Genomic DNA, 21,603 nt, shown 5'->3' with positions numbered 1-21,603 from the left:
TCTCCTCGGCCCATAGCGCGTCATTTAGAGGGTGACGGGTGCCGAATTGAAGGTTAATCGGCTGCAGCGAGTCGTCGGCGCGCGCAAAGCCGCCAGCGGGCCGATGCCCGTTCCGACCCGATGAGAATGACCGGCTTGCGGTTGCATAGGGGCGAAAGGCCGGCTTTGGACGCACGAAATCGGCGAGGGGCTTTTACCGTCGAGCCGAAGTCCTCCCGTGACTGGGATGATCCAGATCATTTTGTTGCCGTTGCCGTCGTCGTTTGCAGGCCCTCTGCCGACTGCTCCGCCTTGCTTGCGAACAGTCGTTTTAGCAGGCCGACGAGGTCGTCCACGAAGGTGTAGACGGTCGGGATGATGAGCAAGCTGAGGAACGTAGATGTAATCAGGCCTCCTAGGACCACGATCGCCATCGGCTGGCGAAAGCTCGAATCGCCGCCACTCAGGCTCATGGCGGCCGGCATCATGCCTGCTCCCATGGCGATGGTTGTCATGATGATGGGCCGGGCTCGCTTGTGGCAGGCGTCGACCAGTGCCTCGAAGCGCGCCATGCCGTTTCGGCGGGACATGATCGCGTACTCGACGAGGAGAATCGAGTTCTTGGACACCACGCCCATCAGCAGGATCAGCCCGATAATGGCTGGCATGGAGAAGCTCGTTCCCGTGATGAGGAGCGGTGCCAATGCACCGCCGAGTGCGAGCGGAAGCGCCATCAGGATGGTGACGGGCTGGAAAAAGTCATGAAAGAGCAAAACAAGGACCGCATAGATGCAAAAGATCCCGATGCCCATTGAGGTCCCGAAGCTGGTGAAAAGCTCGGAACTGCGCTGCAACTCCCCCTGCTCCACCTGGTGAACACCCTGCGGAAGCTGGCGAAGTGCGGAGAGCGCCTGGGCCTCCTTGTTCACGTCCCCCAGGATGCGCCCGTTCAACTCGATGGACAGCGTGATGTTTCGGGCCCGATCGATCCGATCGAGTTCGGATGGACTGCCGCCGATCGAAATCGCGGCGATGCTTCCGAGCGCGACCTTGCCGTTCGCGCCGGCCACCTGCAGCTGCGATATGGCATCGATATCCTCGCGGGAGTTGGCATTGAAACGCACGCGGATTGGAATTTGGCGTTGCGGCAGATTGAGTTTGGCCAGTGCGCTGGAGTAATCGCCATTGGTGGACACCCGGACCGCCTCGGCGATCGTTTCCGATGTAATCCCCAGCGCCGCAGCCTTTGCGAAATCAGGCCTTATCTGGATTTCTGGGGCTTGCAGCGCTGCACTCGATGTGACCGCACCGATGCCCTTGAGTGTCCGGAGCTGTTCCTCGAGCGCACTTCCCGCCTGCTCCAGGCTGGTGGGATCATCACTGGCCAGCGTCAACTCGAGCTTGGTGCCATTACCGCCGGTCCCGACCTCGACGCGCACGCCGGCAAGAGAGGAGAGCGCGTTACGGATGTCGCTCTCGATCGCAGCCTGCTTTCTGCTGCGCTTCTTGATGTCGGTCAGGTTCACGACGAGGGTCGCCTTCGTCACATCCGCCGTTGTCGTGGAATCTATCCCGCTGCTGCTTGAGGAACTGCCGACGACGCTGAAGACCTGCGTGACATCGGTGAGTTTGGAGACGATGTCGCTCGCACGTCTCGATACGGCATCCGTCTGGTCCAGTGTGCTGCCGGGTTGAAGCGTCAGGGTGACCTGCGTTTGGGCGTCGTCCGAGGCGGGGAAAAAGCCGGTTTGCAGGAACGGGATGCTCGACAAGGACAGGACAAGGAAGATGCCGGTCACAAGCATCGTCATCTTGCGATGGTTGAGGCAGGTTTTGACCAGCGCAATATAGGCCCCCATGATCCGGCCGTCTGCCGCTTCAGCCTGACCCGGCTTCAACAGATAAGCGGCCATCATCGGCGTCAGAAAGCGGGCCACCAGAAGTGAGGATAGCACGGCGACGGAGGCAACGATCCCGAATTGCCGGAAAATCAGACCGGGAATGCCGCTCATGAAGGCCGTTGGTAGAAAAACCGCAACAAGGGTAAATGTGGTTGCGATGACCGCCAGACCGATTTCGTCGGCAGCTTCGATCGCCGCGTTCATCGGCGTCTTGCCCGCCTGGAGATGGCGGGAAATGTTCTCCACCTCGACGATAGCGTCATCGACCAGAATGCCGACCACCAGTGACAATGCTAAGAGTGTAACGGTATTGAGGCTGTAGTCGAAGAAATGCATCACCAAGAAGGTGGGGATGATGGAAAGCGGCAGGGCTATTGCGGACAGGCATGTTGCGCGGAAGTCCCGCAGGAATAGCCATACCACAATGACAGCGAGAATGGCGCCTTCGTAAAGCATCTCCATCGAGCCGTCATAATTTTCGATGACGGGATTGACTGTCGTATACGCATCGACGATCTCCACTTCGGGATGCTGCGACGCGAACGCCTTCATCTCCTTTTGAATATCTTCGACAACGGCCGTGTCCGAAAACCCATTGGATCGCTTGATCTGAACGGCAATCACCCGGTCTCCATTCAGATAGGCAAGGGACGAGCGCTCCGCAAAGCTGTCCGTCACTTTCCCAAGCTCGTCGAGCCGGACACTCTGTCCCGTCGAGAGGGGGATCGCCAACGTCGCTATATCCTCGACGGACGGAACGGCACCGAGCGTGCGAATGGTCTGACGCGAAGAGCCGATGTCGCCGCGACCGCCGGACTTGTCCGACTGCACAGATTTAACCCGTGCAGACACATCTGATGCGGTCACCCCGAGCGAGGTCATGGTGTTGGCATCGAGGTCGATATGGACCTCGCGATCAACCCCGCCCAGCCGATCGACCTCCCCTACCCCGCCGACCGACAGGAGCGCCTTGGTCATGTCGTTGTCGACGAACCAGGAGAGCTCGGTCTCGTTCAGTTGCTTCGAGCGCACGGCGTAGGCGACGAGGACGGATGATTGGACCGTAACCTTCGAGACCGTTGGCGAATCCATTTCCGACGGAAGATCGCTCTTGGCGCTGTCGACCGCGTTGCGCACTTCGTTCAGTGCGCTTTCGCTGTTTTTTTCGAGCTTGAACGAGACGCTGATGGCGACAGACCCGTCGGTGATCGTCGTCGTTATGTGATCGAGAAGGCTCAGGGTCGCGAGCTTGTCTTCGATCTTCCGTGCCACCTCCGTCTCGAGCTGGGTCGGCGCCGCGCCTTCCAGCGATGCGGCAATCTTGATGGTGGGAAGATCCATGTCCGGAAAATTCTGGACCTGCAGCTTGGAGAACGCCAGCAGCCCACAAACGGTCAACAATGCGAAAAGCAGGATTGGCGGGACAGGGTTGCGGATGGACCATGCGGAAATATTCATTGTGCCGCCCCGTCAACCTTCACGAGCGCGCCTTCCGACAGGAAAGCACCGCCAGACTGAACAATTGCCTCATCGCCCTTCAAGCCAGAAGAAATTTCGACCCGGTTGTCCCTGCGGCGACCGACATCGACGCGTGTCCGGTGAACCTTGTGCGCCTGATCGATTGTGAAAACGTAATTGATGCCGTCTTTGAAGACCAAGCTGGATTCCGCCACAGTCAGGGCGTCCTTGTTGCCGATATCGATTGTGCCCGACACATAGAGGCCCGACCTGGGCTGCGGCTCCTTGGGCAAGGCCACGTACACGATCGAGCGACCCGTATCGGTGCTGACTGTCGGCGCGATGAGCCTGACGGTACCCTTGAAAGTTGCGCCGTCGGGACGTCTGATCTCCGAGGTTTGCCCCTCTTTGATTTTCATAAGATATTGGGTCGGAATCTCAGCCTGCCACTCGATGCGTTGCTGACGCGTGAGACGAAACAACTCCGTTCCTGTGGATACCACGGCACCCAAGGACGCGGATCGCGACGTGATGATGCCGTCATCGACGGCGGCAATCGTGGTTTGCGCAAGTTTGATGCGCTGGCTTGTAAGCGTAGCCTGTTCGGAATCGAGGTCCGCCTGCGCACTTTGTTCTGTCGTGAGATATTCAACTTGCTTCTGATCGGAAAGTGCTCCCGAACCGCTCATTTGGCGGGCCCGGTCAGCATCCGCTTTCGCCTTTGTCAGGGATGCCTGCTTGGATACGACAGCGGCTTCCTCCTTGCGCAGATCCGCAATTACTGTCTCCTGGTTGAGCCGAACCAGAATGTCGCCCTTTTTTACAACGCTGCCGACGTCCGCCAGGACCTCGGTGATACGCAGCCCACTCGTTTCGGATTCAATGACGGCTTCATGCCACGGCTTGAGCCAGCCGGTCGCCGGCACGGTTTCGGGCCAGTCCTTGGTTTCCGGCTTGACCGCGACCACCGTCAATGCAGCTGCTCCCTCGGTCTTTGCCTGTTCTTCCGCCGAGACCTGTGCCACGCCTACCCAACAGGTGACGATGGCAGTCGCCAGCACCCGATGAACGAGACGGTTAGAGCGATGTCGGGAATTTTCAGTCGGTTCGATTTGGCGCGAATTTGTCATTGGGCGATTGGCTTTGCTCGTAGGTGCGGCGCTTCGACCAGATCGCGCGCGGCAGGCTGTGAAATGTCAATTGGGCCGGTCCAACCGCCCCCGAGGGCTTTGTTCAGCGAGACGTAGTAAGTGGCGATATCGGTCCTGGTCTCGATGAGGTTCTGTTGAGCGGAGTACAGCGAGCGCTCGGCGTCCAGCACATCGAACAGATCGCCTTCACCGGATGTCTTGAGCTTTTTGGAGAGATTGGCGGCCGTGCGATAGCCTTCGACAGCCTTGCCGAGGTCCACCGACCGGGCACGCGATCGATTGAGGGAAACGATGGCGTTTTGAACGTCCTCCAAAGCGGAGAGGACGGCTGACTGATAAGCGAACACGTATTGGTCGCGCTGCGCCTTGGCGACATCGACCGCTGCCTTCAACTGGCCACCCTTGAAGATTGGGATTGTAAGCGACGGCCCGAACGACCAGCCGATCGTGGATTTCTTTCCGAGCTCCGAGACGCTCGCGGCAGATGAATTGATGGATCCGGTCAGGCTCACCGAGGGATACCGGTTGGCCTCAGCCTCACCGATCTTTGCGGTCGCCTGGGCCAGTTGCCGTTCAGCCTGGCGGACGTCGGGTCGGGTGTTCAAGATGTCAGCGGGTATTCCGACCGATAGCCTCGGAGGAGGCGCTGGAAGCCTCGATTTCTTGCCAAGAAGGCCGTCAAGCAGGAGCGGGGACTTGCCGAGCAGCACACCCAACCTGTTGACGGACTTGGCATAGGAGATTTCATAGGTCGGGATATCGGCATGGGTGGAGGCAGCCTGCGCCTCGGCCTTGGAGACATCCACCATCGATGAGCCGCCCGCCCCATATTCCGTCCGTGTGAGCGATGCAGTCTGGCTCTGGGATTTGGAAGAATCGCGAGCCAGTTCGGTGAGCTGCTGGTATTCCCGTGCCTGAATGTAATAGGTGGCAACGTCCCCGATCAGGGTCACGAGCGTATCGCGCAATTCCTCGTCTGCCGCATCGACCCCGTATTTCGCGGCTTCCGCCGCGCGCTTGTTGCCTCCGAACAGATCGAGTTCCCAGCTTGCATCGAAGCCCGGCTGGTAATTGTTGTAGATCGTCGCCGGCGCGCCGGCGGCAGCGGCGGTGCGATTGCGCGTCGCAGATGCCGTACCCTCGAGCGATGGAAGCAGTGTGCCCACCTGCTCTCGATAGCTGGCACGCGCTTCGCGCACCTTGGCCTTTGCGGTGGCAACATCTAGGTTCGCGGCAACGGCCTGCGCGATGAGATCGTCCAGAATTGGGTCCTTTATTTGCTTCCACCACTCAGCCAACTGAGGCGGCTTATCGGCATGGACGGCCGCCTTCCCGCTCCAGCTTGCAGCCATAGGGAAGCTTGGCTTCTGGTAGTCCGGACCCACGACGCAGCCACTGAGCCCGCCGGCGACCAGAAGCAGCGCGCACAACTGGCGGGGCGCTCCGTTAAGGCCTGCCCAGAGACGATGATGTCGGGCAACATGGAAATGGCGGTTGGCCGGTAATGCGCCGTTGGACCTGGGAGGAGCATTTTCACGGACGCTCGGCCAGAGAAACCGGGCTTGGGCTATGGTCATCTTGGTCAAACTGGCTCCGAGGCAATTGCCGACGGATCTTCTGATAGCGACTGCGATGTTAAGCGCCGTTAAGGAAGTGTAAAGTTGTGTAAAACTTCTACCGGTTCGCCATCTTCTGTATATTCGTTTATCTCTGACAACGTGGAAGCCAAGATGCCGAAAGTTCTTCTCATCGACGATGATATCGAGCTGACGACGCTTCTCAGCGAATATCTCGTGGAAGAGGGATTCGACGTCGAAACATCGACTGACGCCCGGGTCGGCATCTCCGGTGCCGCCGACCAATCGGTCGACATCATCGTTCTCGACGTCATGATGCCGAGAATGAACGGCATCGATGCGTTGCAGCGTATCCGCCGCCTTGGCAATGTTCCCGTCCTGATGCTCACGGCGAAAGGGGACAACATCGACCGGATTTCCGGCCTTAACCTCGGCGCCGACGATTATGTCGCCAAGCCCTGCTCTCCGGGTGAGCTTGTCGCGCGCATCCGCGCCATCCTCCGGCGAGCCGGAGGCCGACTTGATGAACAGGATATTCTTCGTGTCGGCGACCTGATCCTGAATTCTGCGGGCCGAGCAGCGCAATGGCAGGGAAAGCCGCTAGAATTAACGGGTGCCGAATACAATATTCTCGACGTGTTGGCGCGCAACGCCGGACAGCTTGTACCGAAACAGGAAATCTCCCGGCGTGCATTCGGTCGACCGCTGACGCCGTTTGACCGGCGCATAGATGTGCACATCAGCAGCGTCCGTCAAAAGCTCGGTGTTCGTGCTGACGGCACCTCGTGGATCCGCGCGATCCGTGGGCAAGGATACCAGCTGGTGCAGGCACTCTGATGCGGAGGCTCTTCTGGAGAATTTTCGCGATTGTCTGGCTGACGATGGCGGCGTCGCTTGCGCTATTGTTCGTCATCAATTCCGTTTTCGGCGTAGTACCCCTCCCCGAGGAACTTCGCGATCAAAGAACAGGCCTGGCACTTGATACAGCCGCAGTGCTCTTGGCGAAAAACGGTGTTGGGATAACACAACAATACCTGACGGCAGTCGCCACGACACCCTCACCCGTTCATCTGAGCCTGGCGGTCATTGGAGATTCCATGGCATGTGCAACAAAGGTTACGGGTCAATTCGAGCGACGTATCCTCTATGGTGGCCAGTGCTATCAAGTGATCGCAGTCACAACAGAAATCGATTTTTTGGCGCGCAATCTGCCAAAGCTCGTCCCCTGGTCGTCGGCAATGCTCGCTGCTGCGGTTACGGCCTATTGGCTAGCCCAGTATCTGACACGACCGGTAGAGCAGTTGCGAGGCGGTCTTCGCGCACTTGCGCAGGGTCACTTCGATGTCAGGATTGGCGGCGACACCAATCTGAAAAGAGACGAGATTCAAGCGCTCGCCCATGACTTCGACGTGACAGCCGCCCGTCTTCAGGATTTCCAGGATATCCAGCGACGTCTTTTCCACGACGTGTCTCACGAGCTTCGGTCGCCCCTATCTCGACTTCAGGCGGCCGTGGGGCTGCTGAAGCAGAATCCCAGCCGGTTGCAGGCTATGGCCGAGCGCCTTGAGCGAGAGATCGCGCGGATGGACGACCTCGTCGGTGAAGTTTTGACGCTCGCGAGACTGACGGCGAGCGACAAACAGCCAATGGAGCGGCAGACTGTCGATCTGGTCGATTTTCTTCAGGAGATTGTCGATGACTGCGCTTTTGAAGGCGCCTCCCGCAACATCCACGTCACCTACGAAGGCGCGAAATCTTTCGTCACATCGGTAAATGGCGAGCTTATTTACAGGGCTATCGAAAACGTCGTGCGCAATGCAGTAAAATACGCGCCGCCGGATTCAAGGGTTGTCATTTGCGCAGAAAGAGCCGGCCAAAACTTCGTCATCACAGTCCTCGATGAAGGACCCGGCATAGCGAAAGACATCCTCGCCGCCATATTCCAGCCGTTCCGCCGTGGAAACGATGTGCCTGAAGGTACCCCCGGCTTCGGACTCGGATTGGCAATCACCAAACATGCTTTCGCCAGCCACAGCGGCCATGTGGAAGCGGAGCTTCCTGCCAAAGGCGGTCTGCTCATGCGGATGACACTTCCCGTTTGACCTGTCTTCTTGGAATGACAGCAGGCAACTGAGCACCGCGGTTATGCCGGAGTGCTCTGGTTGCGTCAATTCAGACGACGGGCCGCAGATCGCGAACCGTACTGACCGATTCCAGCAGTGCAGCAAGGTGCAGGATCGTCGTTTCTGCCTGCCACCTTGAAACCAACTGGATGCCGATCGGCATGCCGTCGTGGCTGGTACCAAACCGCATTGTCAAACCCGGCAGGCCAGTGACGTTCAGGGGCACGGTCGAGCCCTGGAGATAGGTCGCATCTACAGTCTGGCCGTTGATCAGGAACTCCGTAGTGCCATGTTTCTGGGCCGGGATTGGCTGCACAGGGGTGATCAGCGCATCGTAGCGCTGGAAATAGTCGGCAAAACCATCCCTCAGGCGCTCGGCCGCCTGCTCGGCTTCAATATAGTCCTTCATAATGGTGTCGGGCGCAGCAAGCATGGCTTTTGCCATCATGTACAATTCGTCCTGGCCGCGACGGGCCGTCGCCTCCGCGAAATCGGGCTTCATCTCCATCACGTGAAGGCGGTTGAACACATCGAGCGCAAAATCCTTCTCAAGCGCCGGAATACGAACCTGCTCAATGATCGCGCCCTGGCCTTCGAGCGCTTCGGCGGCGGCCTTAACGGTGGCGGCCACCTCCAAGTCGATCGGACCAAATCCAGGTTCGACCAGCCAGCCAACACGGATCGGACGATCTGGCGACGTCCCGACGCCCGTATCGAACTGGGCCGTGCTCGATGCAAAGCCATCCGCCCCGTCCGGCCCGACCATCAACGAATAGGCCAATGCGACGTCGCGAACGCTACGGGCCATCGGACCGACATGCCAGAAGCGGCAAGGTGCCCGCGGCCAGATCCCCGTCATGGGGATGCGGCCATGGGTTGCTTTCATCGATGTGATGCCGGTCTGCGCCGCCGGTCCACGGATGGAGATCGCCAGATCGGTGCCCAGACCCAGCGGCGACATGCCGGCGGCAATTGCAGCGGACTCGCCGCCACTCGACCCCCCAGGTGTGCGGTCGAGGTTCCAGGGGTTGTTCGAGCGGCCCGTAAGCAGGTTGTCGCTTTCGATCCAGTAGGAGAATTCCGGAAGATTGGTCTTTGCCAGGAGGATGCCGCCAGCCGCCTTCATTCGGGCAACACTTGTGGCGTCGGCATCTGGAGTGCGGCCCCTGAAGATGGGCGAACCGCGCTGCGTGAGGACACCTGCTGTGTCGATTGAATCCTTGACTGTGAATGGGACGCCATGGAGTGGGCCGAGCTTTTCGCCGGCGAGGACGGATGCCTCTGCTGACCTGGCAGCGTCGAGTGCGCCTTCTGCCAGCGAGACGATCGCATTGACCTTTGGGTTGACTGAAGCGATCCGATCCAGGTGCGCCTGGACGACTTCAACGGGCGAGATATCCCTGGTGCGGATAAGTTCGGCCAGTTTGGTGGCATCGAGATTGGTGAGAGTTGTGCTCATGTGAGGCTCCTTTGAGATTCGCTTGTATATCTACCTAACGTTTGGTAGTCAAAAGCTAGAGCGTAAAAATTGGTTGGTCAAGCCCCTTCCTGCCGCTAGAACGAAACCGGAAGCGAGGTAGACAATGAGTTCGGATTCTCGAGAGAAGATTTTGCTGGCAGCCAGAACAATGGCGCAGGCGCATGGTTACGGAGGACTGAGCGTCCGCGATCTGGCGGCGGATGTTGGCATCAAGGCCGCAAGCCTCTACTACCACTTCCCGAGCAAGGCGGATCTCGCGACCGCCGTGGCGAAGCGATACTGGGAAGACTCGGCCGAATACCTTGAGGGTCTGCTGGCAGAGACGCCGCACGATCCGGGCCGCTCCCTGCATCGATATCCTGAGACATTTCGTTGGGCGTTGCAGAACGACAACCGCATGTGCCTCTGCAGCTTCATGGGTGCCGAGTACGACGACTTGCCTGAGGCGCTAAAAAAAGAAGTGCAGACTTTCGCCGATGTCAACGTGGCGTGGCTGAGCAAAACCCTTTTTGCTGCAGGGATTGTCGGCCATGAAGAGAGCGAAGCACGAGCTCATGCCATCTTCGCCGCCGTGGCCGGCGCCCAGCTAATGGCAAGGAGTCGATCAGACATAACACTCTATGATGCCTTGATCGACGCCTATCGCATTGCCGGGCTCCTTCCGGCATAGTGACAACAGAGTGCCCGGCAGTGGGGTCCCCAAATGTCTTGCTAACGTCGTATCGCCCCCTGAAACCCGTGAGGTGCCGATGCGACGGTCAGCGGTCGCTCGAACAGGCGATCAAGCAGTTAGCCTGAACACGCAACCCATCAGATCCCATACCGCCGATCGAGCTCTTCGAGGCCAGATTGCACTTCATCGATCGCGATTGGCTCTGGCGTTCCTGGCAGTTGACGAAGGCCGGGCTTTGAGTCGATCGCATAGAAATCCGACGCCCACGCCGCGAGGATAGCGCGCTTGTCATCGACGGAAAGAGTCGGCGCTCTCACCACGTCGATCGGCCTCCGAAGCTTCATGCCCTGAATAAGAACCGACGGCCCCATCGCCATTGCATTGTTGGCGGCCTGCTGCAACATTGTGTGCATCATCGGTCTACCTCATCGTACCTGAGGATCCCGGTCACGCCGCTGGCGTGACGGGGCGATCACGTTTGTTTCGGGCGCCAGCAGATCGTGTTTCTCGGCAAAGGCGGCAAACAGTCCCCGCACGGTCTCTGCTTCGATCTCACCCCGCAACGCGGCATTGCATGCCTTGAGCACAACCGAATGGGCTGGGTCTCTAAGTGAGGCAGGCCATTCGATGAGATGCCGGTAGGCGTCCATCACGCCGCATACTTCCGTCGGAAAGCCAAGACCGACAAGAATGGAAACGGGCTGTCTGAACATATCGGATTTCATAGCTCTCTCCTTTCCAACCCCGAATGTTGATGGGCGCCGCTACAACTGCGCCCGGTTTAGCCAAGACGACAGAGTCAAGCAGCCTTGCGAGCTTCGATCTGCGCGTGAGCGGCAGAGGTCAAAGCGGCCTCGTTTTGGATTGAGATTGTGCGCGGCTTTAGGGCCTCTGGGATGTCGTGAATGAGATCGATCGACAGGACACCGTTGCTCAGATCTGCTCCGTTCACCCGGACATGATCGGCAAGCTCGAACCGGTGCTCGAACGGACGGGCGGAGATACCGCGATGCAGGCAGCAATCGGTGGATGCTTCCTGCTTCCTGCCAGTGACAGTCAGCAGCTTGGACTGTAAGCTGATGTCGAGGTCGTCCCGGGCAAAGCCAGCCACCGCGATCGATATCCGGTAGGTGTCGTCATCATTCTTGACTATGTCGAAGCGCGGCCAGTCGTTGGTCAAGCGGGCGCGCTCAGCGTTTTCCCGAAGGTTGAGCACCCGATCGAAGCCGACGCTCGAGCGGAACAGCGGTGCATAGTCGTAAGATGTTGCCATAGCCATATCCTCCTCTAAGCAGCATGGTTACGGAAGCGCCAAAAGGCAGCGTCGGACCGATGTCGGACCTGTCATCAGCGGCTGACCTCATTCGAATTGGTTTTTGCAATTTTTAGGTTCAAGGGCCATTGTGAAAAAATTCGCTCGCCTTGTCCCGGACAAGAACTTCTCGAATGACACGCAGCCTGAAACACGCGGCAACGACCGCGCCGATCGTCCTTGTGAAACGGTCGGTTGGTCCGATTGTCTGCCTCGCGGCTTAATGTACAGAGCGGCTGATAACACGATGCGGATAAGCTGCCTTGAATTGCGATATCATCGCAAAGGCCTGCTGCAAGACCCGCTCGGCAACCTCGGGCCTGTCACGAGCAAGTTCATCGGCATTGATGCGGATTGCTTCTGCCATATTGGCCGACAGTATCGCAAAACGTCCCTCGCCATACACCACAGCCTCCTGTGAGGCGGTCTCAAGCCAACGGGCAAAATCGACGATGATCTCCTCCCGCTCGGGGATGCTTGCGCTTTTGATGATATTGATGTTTTCTTCCATGCGGCCTCACTCCATACAAACGTGGACAAGTCGGCAGAGCTCATCAAGCCTCGGCCGCCCGATGAGCTAGGAAGTGAGGAAATCAGCTTCAAGCCTCAGTGGAGTTGGAATTCCCCGTCGACGCGCCGCCACTCATTGGGGCCGATCAGGCGCTGGTGGCTATAACGCACCGAATGCAGCGGCCCATCGAGGGAAGCCTGCCAGAAATCCAAGAACCTGCGCATTTCGGGAAAGTCAGGGGCGAGATCGTAATCCTGCCAGACGTAGGTCTGCAGGACGGATTCGAAATCCGGGATGCGATAGAGAATATGGGCGGTTGTCAGCCCATAGCCTTTCAGCTGGCGCTCCAGATCAGATGAAAAATTCATGCTTTCATCTCCGTTTTGTGACATCAGGAGGATGCCTCAACTGTCTGCGGTCATCAACCTTTCCAAACGAAAAAATGATATTATCATGCCTTTCCAGAGTGTTAGCAGCCGTCAAAACCGAGTGCTAATTTTTCTCCGATACCCTCTTGAAATCAAAAAAATAGGAAAATAGATTTTTTGCACGAAACGCTCAAAGAGGTTTCGTTCCCGCCCGACTGTGGCAATCCGGCCGGGCAACAACGTCAACATTGTTTGTCCATGGAGGAAAACATGTCGTTTAGACCGCTTCATGATCGCATTCTCGTCCGTCGCGTCGAATTTGAAGAGAAGACCAAGGGCGGCATCATCATCCCCGATACCGCCAAGGAAAAGCCGCAGGAAGGCGAAGTCATCGCCGTCGGGCCCGGCGCGCGGAATGAAGCCGGTCAGATCCAGGCGCTCGACGTCAAGGCCGGGGACCACATCCTGTTCGGCAAGTGGTCCGGCACCGAAATCAAGATCAACGGCGAAGACCTGCTGATCATGAAGGAAAGCGACGTCATGGGCGTTATCGAGGCCCAAGTCGAGCAGAAGAAGGCCGCCTGAGCCTGACCTGTCTAACCATCAGTCAAATAGCTGCCTATTGAGGAGTTAAAAAAATGGCTGCGAAAGAAGTCAAATTCAACACCGATGCCCGTGAACGCATGCTGCGTGGGGTCGACGTTCTGGCGAATGCCGTGAAAGTCACGCTCGGCCCGAAAGGTCGCAACGTTGTTATCGACAAGTCGTTCGGCGCACCGCGCATTACCAAAGACGGCGTATCTGTCGCCAAGGAAATTGAGCTTGAAGACAAGTTCGAAAACATGGGCGCACAGATGCTACGCGAAGTGGCGTCAAAGACCAACGATCTCGCCGGCGACGGCACCACCACCGCGACTGTTCTGGCCCAGGCGATCGTCAAGGAAGGTGCCAAGGCGGTGGCATCCGGCATGAACCCGATGGACCTAAAGCGGGGCATCGACATCGCCGTCGATGCGGTCGTCAATGAACTGAAAGCCAACGCTCGCAAGATCACCAGCAATTCCGAAATCGCCCAGGTCGGCACCATCTCCGCCAACGGCGACGAGGAGATCGGCCGGTATCTTGCTGAAGCAATGGAAAAAGTCGGTAATGAGGGCGTTATCACGGTCGAGGAAGCCAAAACGGCTGAAACCGAGCTGGAAGTCGTCGAAGGCATGCAGTTCGACCGCGGATATCTCAGCCCCTATTTCGTCACCAATCAGGACAAGATGCGGGTTGAGCTTGAGGATCCCTACATCCTCATCCACGAGAAAAAGCTTTCCAACCTGCAGGTGATGCTGCCGGTTCTGGAATCGGTGGTGAAATCCGGTAAGCCGCTGCTGATCATTGCAGAAGACGTCGAAGGCGAAGCGCTTGCAACCCTCGTCGTCAATAAGCTGCGTGGCGGCCTCAAGATTGCCGCGGTCAAGGCTCCGGGATTTGGTGATCGCCGCAAGGCGATGCTTGAAGATATCGCCGTCCTGACGGGCGGAACAGTCATCTCGGAAGATGTCGGTATCAAGCTTGAAAACGTCACGCTGAATATGCTCGGCCGCGCCAAGAAGGTGGCAATCGAGAAGGAAAATACCACCATCATCGATGGCGTTGGCTCAAAGGTCGAGATCGACGGTCGCGTTGCGCAGATCCGCGCTCAGATCGAGGAAACCACCTCGGACTACGACCGCGAAAAGCTTCAGGAACGTCTTGCCAAGCTCGCTGGCGGTGTGGCCGTGATCCGTGTCGGCGGATCGACCGAAGTCGAAGTAAAAGAGAAGAAGGACCGCGTCGACGATGCGCTGCATGCGACCCGCGCCGCCGTCGAAGAAGGTATACTACCCGGTGGAGGTGTGGCACTCCTGCGCGCGGTCAGGGCCCTGGATGGCCTGCCTACAGCCAATGACGATCAGCGCGTGGGGATTGACATCGTTCGTCGGGCGATCGAGGCACCAGTGCGCCAGATCGCGGAAAACGCCGGCGCCGAGGGTTCGATCATCGTCGGCAAGCTGCGCGAAAAGACCGATCTATCCTTTGGCTGGAAGGCCCAGACCGGCGAATACGGCGATCTTTATGCCCAGGGCGTCATTGATCCCGCCAAAGTGGTGCGCACCGCGCTGCAGGATGCAGCCTCCGTCGCCGGCCTGCTGGTCACGACAGAAGCAATGATTGCTGACAAGCCCAAGAAGGACGCCGCACCGGCGCTGCCTGCCGGCGCTGGTATGGACTTCTAGCGCATCACGGAGGCCCGCCCGTGTACGCGGGCGGGCCTCCAGGGACGATCCCGAGCGGATTGACCTTCGGTGTTGAACTTGGAAACACGCCAAGCAAACCGAGATGGTGGATCGATGCCGGGCCGTTACCGATCTAGGACGCCAGCCAAAGCCTTCTCTCTTTGAAAACCAAGGTGCGTCGCGGGCGAAGGGGCACAGCTCAACGCGAAGCAATGATCGCGAGCCATGCAAGAGGTAATGACGATAATTGATCGCCATTCGATATTCAGCATGGACTTCGGTTACAACGACGCACGCTTGTTGACTTCAACAAGCTCGACCAGGGGTCACGCTTGTGGACAAGAGATAAGCGTCTGACGGCAGCAGCACAAAAAGTTGGTGCGACGCTTCATCCGCATGCGCAAGCCTCTCGTTAGAACCGAAACGCAGGACCGGTCGGCAATATTTAGCTCTTGATGAGAGCCAAAACTCGACCCTGCTCTTTCGCTTCACGGAATAGCGCCAATTTTCGGAACCTCACCAGACCATGCCGCGGGCGGCGATGTCTTCGGTGCGGGTGACGATGCCGTGGCGATGGAAGATCATGGTGTCGAACATGTTTGTCACGACGCAGGTGTGGTTCGGGATGATGCGGATCTTTTCACCGATGGCGGGAAAGGTGTCGCTGCAGGCGGAGATGTCGATGACGCCGTGCTCCTCGGAGAGCGCCTTGATGACGGCATCCGGAAAGTCGACAATGAGGCCGTAGTCGGAAAAGCCGAGCAGATCGCTGGTGAGAACCTTCACTCCAGCATCGATCACGGCGCGGCCGGGTGCCGGGCGTGAAACGACGGTGGCAAGAATGGTCATGGCGCAATCGGCCTCGGTGCAGTGCCCGGCGCGGATCAACGAGCGGTCGTTATAGACGTAGGTGCCTGCCCTGTATTCGTTTGCCGCCTTCACATCGTGACCATCGAACAGGCTCGGCGTGCCGCCATGGCTGATGACAGGGCATGGGATATCGGCATCTGCCAGCAGCATCGCAGCACGGGCGAAATAGGCCTGGACCGCCTGCGCCGAATCCGGCTTTGGATAGGTCAGCAGCCCGCCGAAGACGAGCCCCGGGCTCTCATGGATATATCGCGCCAGATCAAAGGCTTGATCAGGATCGGCGACACCGCAGCGACCGGCACCGGTGTCGCATTCAACCAGGACATTCAGCGTCTTCGAACCGTTGAAACGGCCCGATAGTCCGTCGACCGTTATCCGGCTGTCGGCCACGACCTTGAGGCTCGATATGCGCTCGTTGAGGGCGGCCAGGCGATCGAGTTTCTCGGCGCCGAGGATGTTGAAAGTAATCAGGATATCGTCGAAACCCGCATCGGCGAAGACTTCCGCCTCGGTGACCTTCTGGCAGTTTATCCCCTTGGCACCGGCTGCAACCTGCTGTGCTGCGACGCTAATCAGCTTATGTGTCTTGATGTGTGGGCGAAAATCCAGTCCGTGGCTATCCGCATAGGCCTGCACCCGCTCGATGTTCGCCGTCATCCTGTCCTCGTCGATGACCGGTCGCGGCGTTGAAAGGTCGGCAATCGCATCGCCCGGCTTGGGCATCATTTCGAAGGGGCGGGCATGCAGCATCATCTGTACTCCTGGCGCTATCGGCAACTGGGTGGCGACTCGTCGCCTCGCACGCGAGCGTCCCCAAGGCTGGACGGGCTGTCAACCGAAGATCACACAAGAGCGATGTTCCGAGCATCTCTGACCGTCCGCCAGACAATGGATGGCGCCGAACTGATCGCTCACGGGGCCTGGGGCCTGCTCGACCATTTCCCCTCCAATCCATCGGCGCGCCATGCGGCGAGCCTGGGATCATGATGGTTCGGTGCGTTAATATTCGATTTTTTGCCTAGGAAACCGGCAGAAGCAACAGTCATCATTATTTATGAAAACCATTTGACTAAATAGAATTGTGCTGCCATCCTGAGCTTGCATGGAGTTTTGGGATGGCATTGCGGGGCACCAATCAGGAGTCGGGAAGGCCCTACAATAGGCGGATCGTGCTTGAATCGATCCGGCTTCTGGGTCCGACCACCCGTGGCGATATCGCCACTCGAGTAGGACTGACGGTGCAGACCGTTTCCACCATCGTCCGCGAGCTTGAGGAACAGGGTCTCATCCTGTCCGTAAAAGAGGAGCCCCGGGGACGCGGCATTCCGCCCTCGACGCTGACCATCAATCCCGACGGCGGGCTTTCCATCGGGATCCACATCACACCGCTTTTCATCGAAGCGGCGCTGGTCAACCTGCTCGGTGACGTTGTCGACAGCCGCCATCGCGTCGCCTTGAATCCAATTCCGGACGACGCTTTCGCGCTGATCGAAGAGATGATCTCCGAGCTGAAGGCAGGCCTTCGCGGCGGCCGTTTGCTGGGTGCCGGCCTGGCGCTGCCGGGACCCTTCGACGTCGAATCCATGAGCTTCGTCGGCTCCACGACGATGATCGGCTGGAAGAACGTCGACATCCGCCAGCGCCTCGCCGATGCCACGGGCCTGCCTGCGTTCTTCGAGAACGACATGGCAGCCGCAGCGCTCGGCGAGCAGCTTTACGGCCTCGGGCAGCAGCTTTCGGATTATTACTACCTGTTCTTCAGCGTCGGCCTCGGCGGCGCCATGATGCATGACGGCCTCGTTATGCGCGGGGCCTGGGGGAATGCCGGGGAAATCGGCCACATGCCGGCCGTCCCCGACGGCGAGCCTTGCCCGTGCGGCAACCGCGGCTGCCTGGAGCGCTATCTGTCCCTCGATGCCTTCAACAGGCGCGGGCTGTCGGAGGCCGACTGGGTGCGCGAGATCGCGCCGATCTTCCGCAACACGATCCGCACCATCGAGAACCTTTTCGATCCCGAAACCGTCGTCATCGGCGGGCTAGCACCACAGCCGCTGATAGACGAGCTGGCGTCGCTGGTCGACGGGCTCAACAGCTCGGTTTCCGACCGCTCAGACCGCGCCCATCCACGCGTGATGGTGGCGAGCGATTGCCAGCATTCAGCGCTCCGCGGTGCGGCGGCGCTTGCGGTCTTCGGGGCGCTCTCGCCACGCTTCGGCCAGATGTTTGAAACTTCAGAAAAAGGGATTGCCGTATGACTGAGAAACTGCTCGTCCTCGATGGTGTTCGCAAGAACTTCGGCGCGATCGAAGCCCTGAAGGGTATCAGTTTCTCGATCGGCAAGGGCGAGGTCGTCGCCCTTCTCGGTGATAACGGCGCCGGCAAGTCGACACTGGTGAAAATCATCTCCGGTGGCCTGCAGCCAACTGCCGGACACATGCTTTTCGAGGGCAAGGAGTTCCAGGCCAAAACCCCCGCGGAGGCAAAGGCAGCCGGTATCGAGACCGTCTACCAGGACCTGTCCCTTTGCACCAATGTCGATGTGGTCGGCAATTTCTTCATGGGTCGCGAGATCACCCGCAAGTTCGCCGGCATACCGTTTCTTGACGAGAAAGCGATGGAGAAAATCACCAGCGAGGCGCTGTCCAGCGCCGGAACGCGCATTCCTTCCATGCGCACCAAGGTCGAGCACCTGTCCGGCGGCCAGCGCCAGGCGATCGAGCTCAACCGCTTCGTCCACTGGGGCGGAAAGCTGGTGCTGCTGGACGAGCCGTTCGCAGCGCTTGGCGTAGAACAGACGCGGCGCGGGCTCGACATGATCCGCCACGTTGCCAACCAGGGCATCGGGGTCGTCATCATCACCCACATCATGCAGCAGGCCTTCCAGGTCGCAGATCGCATTGTCGTCATCCGCCACGGCGTCGTCGCCGGCGATGTCGAATGCAGCAAGACAAGCCCGGATGCAGTGATCGAGATGATCACAGGGCAAACTCTCGCCGGAGCCGGACCGGTGGGCAGACAATGAAAGGGGTCCGGCTCAAACTGGAGAGAACGATCATGAAGCGAATAATGCTAACCTTGCTGAGCGTGATGGTGCTCGGCTTGTCCATGCTCACGACAGCCGCCGCCGAAAGCAAGGGCACCGTTTATTACCTCGTGCCCACCCTGCTCGACGAATTCCAGACCGGCTCGGTCAACGCCCTGCAGCTGTTCCTGAAGCAGGCCGGCTATGACATGAAGACACTGAATGCCGACAACAAGACTGACGCCCAGCAGTCGCAGATGAACGACGTCATGGCGCTGAAGCCTGCGGCGATCATTCTCGCTGCCGTCGATTTCAACGCGCTGAAGCCCTCGATTGAATCAGCCCGTGCTGCCGGCATTCCTGTCGTCGAATTCGACCGCCAGATCACCTCGACGCCGTCTGATTTCACCTCCGTGGCCGGCACGGTCGAGATCGGCCATATCGCCGGAGATCAGGCCGAGGCGATGCTGAAGGCCAGGAAAGGTGACGTGAAGGGCAAGATTCTGCAGGTCCTCGGCGACCCTGGCGACCCCTACACGCTCGATATCCAGAAGGGCTTCGAGGAAAAGATGAAAGCCTTTCCCGGCGTCAAAATCATTTCGGTTCCCGCCATGCAGTGGGAAGCGAGCAATGCCGGTACCATCGTCTCCGACCAGATGCTCGCCAATCCCGATATCGACCTGATCTTCCTGCATGCCGCCCATCTCTCGGTGGCAGCGGTGGCTTCGCTCGAGGCAGCCGGCAAGAAGCCGGGCGATGTCATGATTATGAGCTCGAACGGCGCTCCCGTCGGTCTCGACCTGATCCGCAAGGGCTGGCTCAATACCGAAGTCGAGCAGCCGCTCTACGCCCAGGCCGCCGCCGTTGCCATGTTCATGGACAAGGTGGTCGCCAAGCAGGAGATCAAGGCCGGCACTTATGACGTGCTGGGTCTGAAGAGCGAGGTAACGATCGAGCCATGGGGGCCGAACATCAAGGTCCCGGGCTCCGCAATCACCAAGGCCAATGTCGACAACCCCGCATTCTGGGGCAACCTCAAGCCACCTGCTGGAACGATTGAATCCGTAAAGTAGTCGGACTTTCCGTCCGGGGTCACAGTACCCCGGACCCCTCCCCTCCAATTCGGATTTGCCTGATGACGCCTCGTACACGCAAAACCCTCGAATACGTTCTCGATAATCTCGTCTGGTTCATGCTTATCCTCGTGCTTGCCGTATTTTCGGCGGTGATCCCGAACTTCTTCCAGATCGGCATCTTTACCAACATCATCGAAGCGTCGAGCGTGCTCGGCGTCATGTCGATCGGCCTGGCGCTGGTGATCATCACCGGTCACATGGACCTCTCGGTTGAATCAGTGGCCGCACTCTCGGCGATGGCCGTTGGTATCCTCTTCTGCTCTGCCGGCATAGGTCTCGGCATCAAGCTGTCGCCCGAATGGCTCATGGTCCCCGTTTCCCTGCTGATCGCCTGTTCCATCGGCGGGCTGATCGGGCTCCTCAACGGAGTGCTGGTCGTCAAGCTGAAGATGAGTGCCTTCATCATCACGCTGGCGTCGTTCATCTGGGTGCGCGGCATCGTGCTTGCGATCTCGGGCGGACGATCGGCCCAGGACCTTGCGCCGGCCATCCGCTGGTTCGCCATCGAGCGTTTCCTCGGCATTCCGCTTTCGGCCTGGATCGCCATCTGCTGCTTCCTGATCTTCTCGGTTATGATGTCGAAAACGAAATTCGGTCGGCATCTGGTCATGATCGGCGGCAACGAAACCGCGACATACCGGGCCGGCATTCGCGTTACCCGCAACCTGATCCTCGCCTTCGTCATGGCAGGTGCCATTGCCGGGCTCGCAGGCTGGTTGCTGGCCATCCGGACATCGGGTGCCACTGCCAACCTCGGCGTCGGGCTCTTGTTCAATGCCTTTGCAGCGGTGGTGATCGGCGGCGTCAGCCTCAAGGGCGGCGTCGGCGGCCTGCCGGGCGTCTATGCCGGCGTGCTGCTGCTTTCCTCCATCAATACCGCCATCAACCTCATGGGACTGCCGGCAAACTACACCCAGGTCATCCACGGCTTCCTGGTACTCGCCGCAGTTCTTCTCGATACATTCAAACAAAGACTTCGCCAGAGGCTCGCATGACAGACAGACTGAAAGACAAGGTGGCATTGGTCATCGGCGCATCGCGTGGCATCGGCAAGGCCGTCGCCCTGCGGTTCAAGGAAGAGGGTGCGAAGCTCGTGCTCGCCGATTTCGAAGAAAACGAGGGCGAGGCAACCGCCAGCGAACTCGGAGCAGATTTCATTCGCACCGATGTCTCATCGATGGAGGAGACTGTCGCTGCCGTCTCGCTCGCCATCGAGCGTCATGGCCGCCTCGACATCATCGTCCAGAACGCGGGCATCTATCCCTGGCAGTTGATCGAACACACCACGCCCGACGACTGGGACCGGGTGCTGGCCGTCAACCTGCGCGGTTGCTTCAACGCCGCGCGCGCAGCCCTTACGCCAATGAAGGCGCAAGGGTCAGGCACCATCCTTTTCACCTCGTCGATAACGGGGCCGCATGTCACCAGCCCGGGCCATGGCCACTATTCGGCCAGCAAGGCCGGCATCAACGGCTTTATCCGCTCGGCCGCGCTGGAATTCTCGTCCTACGGCATCACCGTCAACGGCGTCGAGCCGGGCAATATCCTGACCGAGGCCGTACAGATGCACCGCAGCGCTGCCTTCATCAAGAACATGGAGGATTCGATCCCGCTCGGCCGTCTCGGAACACCCCGGGATGTCGCCAACGCCTTCCTGTTCCTCGCATCGGACGACGCGAAATACGTGACGGGCACGACGATCGTTGTCGATGGCGGACAGCTGTTACCGGAAGGCGCCGACTTCAAGATCCTGCCGACCTGACCGGATTTGCGGA

Annotated in this window: 21 protein-coding genes and 1 pseudogene; 12 read left to right on the top strand and 10 right to left on the bottom strand. The window is 59.1% G+C overall.

Annotated elements, in window-relative coordinates:
- Window positions 1–236: 236 nt before the first annotated feature.
- Genes PR018_RS19255 through PR018_RS19245 form a run of 3 tightly spaced genes read right to left on the bottom strand, consistent with a single transcriptional unit; the run spans window position 237 to window position 6,066 of the window.
- On the bottom strand, window positions 237–3,338 hold the full coding sequence (locus tag PR018_RS19255; RefSeq protein ID WP_142831669.1) for an efflux RND transporter permease subunit: 3,102 nt from the start codon (window positions 3,336–3,338) through the stop codon (window positions 237–239).
- A complete protein-coding gene (locus PR018_RS19250; RefSeq protein ID WP_142831668.1) occupies window positions 3,335–4,468 on the bottom strand; it encodes an efflux RND transporter periplasmic adaptor subunit in 1,134 nt (377 codons plus the stop codon). Before PR018_RS19250 ends, PR018_RS19255 begins: the two co-directional genes overlap by 4 nt.
- A complete protein-coding gene (locus PR018_RS19245) occupies window positions 4,465–6,066 on the bottom strand; it encodes an efflux transporter outer membrane subunit (RefSeq protein ID WP_142831695.1) in 1,602 nt (533 codons plus the stop codon). The genes PR018_RS19250 and PR018_RS19245 overlap by 4 nt, the downstream gene beginning before the upstream one ends.
- A 153-nt stretch (window positions 6,067–6,219) precedes the next feature.
- On the opposite strand from PR018_RS19245, the gene PR018_RS19240 reads away from it, so the two are divergent.
- Window positions 6,220–6,903 (top strand): response regulator transcription factor, encoded by a 684-nt coding sequence (locus PR018_RS19240; RefSeq protein ID WP_142831667.1) that lies wholly within the window; start codon window positions 6,220–6,222, stop codon window positions 6,901–6,903.
- Complete coding sequence (locus tag PR018_RS19235) at window positions 6,903–8,168, top strand: HAMP domain-containing sensor histidine kinase (protein ID WP_142831666.1); 1,266 nt, start codon at window positions 6,903–6,905, stop codon at window positions 8,166–8,168. The genes PR018_RS19240 and PR018_RS19235 overlap by 1 nt, the downstream gene beginning before the upstream one ends.
- Before the next feature lie 70 nt (window positions 8,169–8,238).
- Here PR018_RS19235 and PR018_RS19230 read toward each other — a convergent pair whose 3' ends face one another.
- Window positions 8,239–9,648, bottom strand: a complete 1,410-nt coding sequence (locus PR018_RS19230) for an amidase (RefSeq protein ID WP_142831665.1) — start codon at window positions 9,646–9,648, stop codon at window positions 8,239–8,241.
- A gap of 124 nt (window positions 9,649–9,772) precedes the next feature.
- On the opposite strand from PR018_RS19230, the gene PR018_RS19225 reads away from it, so the two are divergent.
- On the top strand, window positions 9,773–10,339 hold the full coding sequence (locus tag PR018_RS19225) for a TetR/AcrR family transcriptional regulator (protein ID WP_142831664.1): 567 nt from the start codon (window positions 9,773–9,775) through the stop codon (window positions 10,337–10,339).
- Between the two features lie 140 nt (window positions 10,340–10,479).
- Here the strand turns inward: PR018_RS19225 and PR018_RS19220 are convergent, their stop codons facing one another.
- From PR018_RS19220 to PR018_RS19200, 5 genes are all read right to left on the bottom strand, one after another.
- Window positions 10,480–10,758, bottom strand: coding sequence for a hypothetical protein (locus PR018_RS19220; protein WP_142831663.1), 279 nt, complete (start codon window positions 10,756–10,758; stop codon window positions 10,480–10,482).
- Between the two features lie 9 nt (window positions 10,759–10,767).
- Window positions 10,768–11,067, bottom strand: coding sequence for a DUF982 domain-containing protein (locus tag PR018_RS19215; RefSeq protein WP_142831662.1), 300 nt, complete (start codon window positions 11,065–11,067; stop codon window positions 10,768–10,770).
- Window positions 11,068–11,141: 74 nt separating this feature from the next.
- Window positions 11,142–11,615: an Hsp20 family protein gene (locus PR018_RS19210; RefSeq protein ID WP_142831661.1), complete on the bottom strand. Its 474-nt coding sequence runs from the start codon at window positions 11,613–11,615 to the stop codon at window positions 11,142–11,144.
- Window positions 11,616–11,874: 259 nt separating this feature from the next.
- Entirely contained in the window at window positions 11,875–12,165 is a 291-nt protein-coding gene (locus PR018_RS19205; protein WP_142831660.1) for a hypothetical protein, read from the bottom strand.
- A 95-nt stretch (window positions 12,166–12,260) separates the two neighbouring features.
- Window positions 12,261–12,533 carry an usg protein gene (locus PR018_RS19200; protein WP_142831659.1) on the bottom strand — a complete coding sequence of 91 codons (273 nt, stop codon included), beginning with the start codon at window positions 12,531–12,533 and terminating at the stop codon, window positions 12,261–12,263.
- Window positions 12,534–12,803: 270 nt separating this feature from the next.
- Here PR018_RS19200 and PR018_RS19195 point away from each other — a divergent pair, with 270 nt between their 5' ends.
- From PR018_RS19195 to PR018_RS19185, 3 genes and pseudogenes are all read left to right on the top strand, one after another.
- The gene (locus PR018_RS19195; RefSeq protein WP_142831658.1) at window positions 12,804–13,118 is read left to right on the top strand and encodes a co-chaperone GroES; all 315 of its coding nucleotides are present in this window, start codon (window positions 12,804–12,806) and stop codon (window positions 13,116–13,118) included.
- A 53-nt stretch (window positions 13,119–13,171) separates the two neighbouring features.
- A complete protein-coding gene (gene groL / locus PR018_RS19190; protein ID WP_142831657.1) occupies window positions 13,172–14,800 on the top strand; it encodes a chaperonin GroEL in 1,629 nt (542 codons plus the stop codon).
- A 197-nt stretch (window positions 14,801–14,997) separates the two neighbouring features.
- Window positions 14,998–15,216: pseudogene (locus PR018_RS19185) on the top strand (type II toxin-antitoxin system VapC family toxin); the annotation flags it as partial.
- 100 nt (window positions 15,217–15,316) lie between these two features.
- On the opposite strand, the gene PR018_RS19180 reads toward PR018_RS19185, so the two are convergent.
- Window positions 15,317–16,420 carry an alanine racemase gene (locus tag PR018_RS19180; protein ID WP_374113762.1) on the bottom strand — a complete coding sequence of 368 codons (1,104 nt, stop codon included), beginning with the start codon at window positions 16,418–16,420 and terminating at the stop codon, window positions 15,317–15,319.
- 105 nt (window positions 16,421–16,525) lie between these two features.
- Between PR018_RS19180 and PR018_RS19175 the strand changes: the two genes are divergently transcribed.
- From PR018_RS19175 to PR018_RS19150, 6 genes are all read left to right on the top strand, one after another.
- Window positions 16,526–16,657: a hypothetical protein gene (locus PR018_RS19175; protein WP_257625674.1), complete on the top strand. Its 132-nt coding sequence runs from the start codon at window positions 16,526–16,528 to the stop codon at window positions 16,655–16,657.
- Window positions 16,658–16,785: 128 nt separating this feature from the next.
- A complete protein-coding gene (locus PR018_RS19170) occupies window positions 16,786–17,925 on the top strand; it encodes an ROK family transcriptional regulator (RefSeq protein ID WP_142831656.1) in 1,140 nt (379 codons plus the stop codon).
- Window positions 17,922–18,692 carry an ATP-binding cassette domain-containing protein gene (locus PR018_RS19165; RefSeq protein ID WP_111221690.1) on the top strand — a complete coding sequence of 257 codons (771 nt, stop codon included), beginning with the start codon at window positions 17,922–17,924 and terminating at the stop codon, window positions 18,690–18,692. The genes PR018_RS19170 and PR018_RS19165 overlap by 4 nt, the downstream gene beginning before the upstream one ends.
- A gap of 32 nt (window positions 18,693–18,724) precedes the next feature.
- Window positions 18,725–19,765 (top strand): sugar ABC transporter substrate-binding protein, encoded by a 1,041-nt coding sequence (locus PR018_RS19160; RefSeq protein ID WP_142831655.1) that lies wholly within the window; start codon window positions 18,725–18,727, stop codon window positions 19,763–19,765.
- Window positions 19,766–19,827: 62 nt separating this feature from the next.
- Window positions 19,828–20,823 carry an ABC transporter permease gene (locus PR018_RS19155; protein ID WP_142831654.1) on the top strand — a complete coding sequence of 332 codons (996 nt, stop codon included), beginning with the start codon at window positions 19,828–19,830 and terminating at the stop codon, window positions 20,821–20,823.
- Window positions 20,820–21,590: an SDR family oxidoreductase gene (locus PR018_RS19150; protein WP_142831653.1), complete on the top strand. Its 771-nt coding sequence runs from the start codon at window positions 20,820–20,822 to the stop codon at window positions 21,588–21,590. Before PR018_RS19155 ends, PR018_RS19150 begins: the two co-directional genes overlap by 4 nt.
- Window positions 21,591–21,603: the final 13 nt, after the last annotated feature.

It is taken from the genome of Rhizobium rhododendri (assembly GCF_007000325.2).
GTDB classification, from domain to species: Bacteria; Pseudomonadota; Alphaproteobacteria; order Rhizobiales; family Rhizobiaceae; genus Rhizobium; species Rhizobium rhododendri.
The sequence above is the reverse complement of the archived record's forward strand: the minus strand, read 5'-3'. Positions and strand labels throughout refer to the sequence as shown.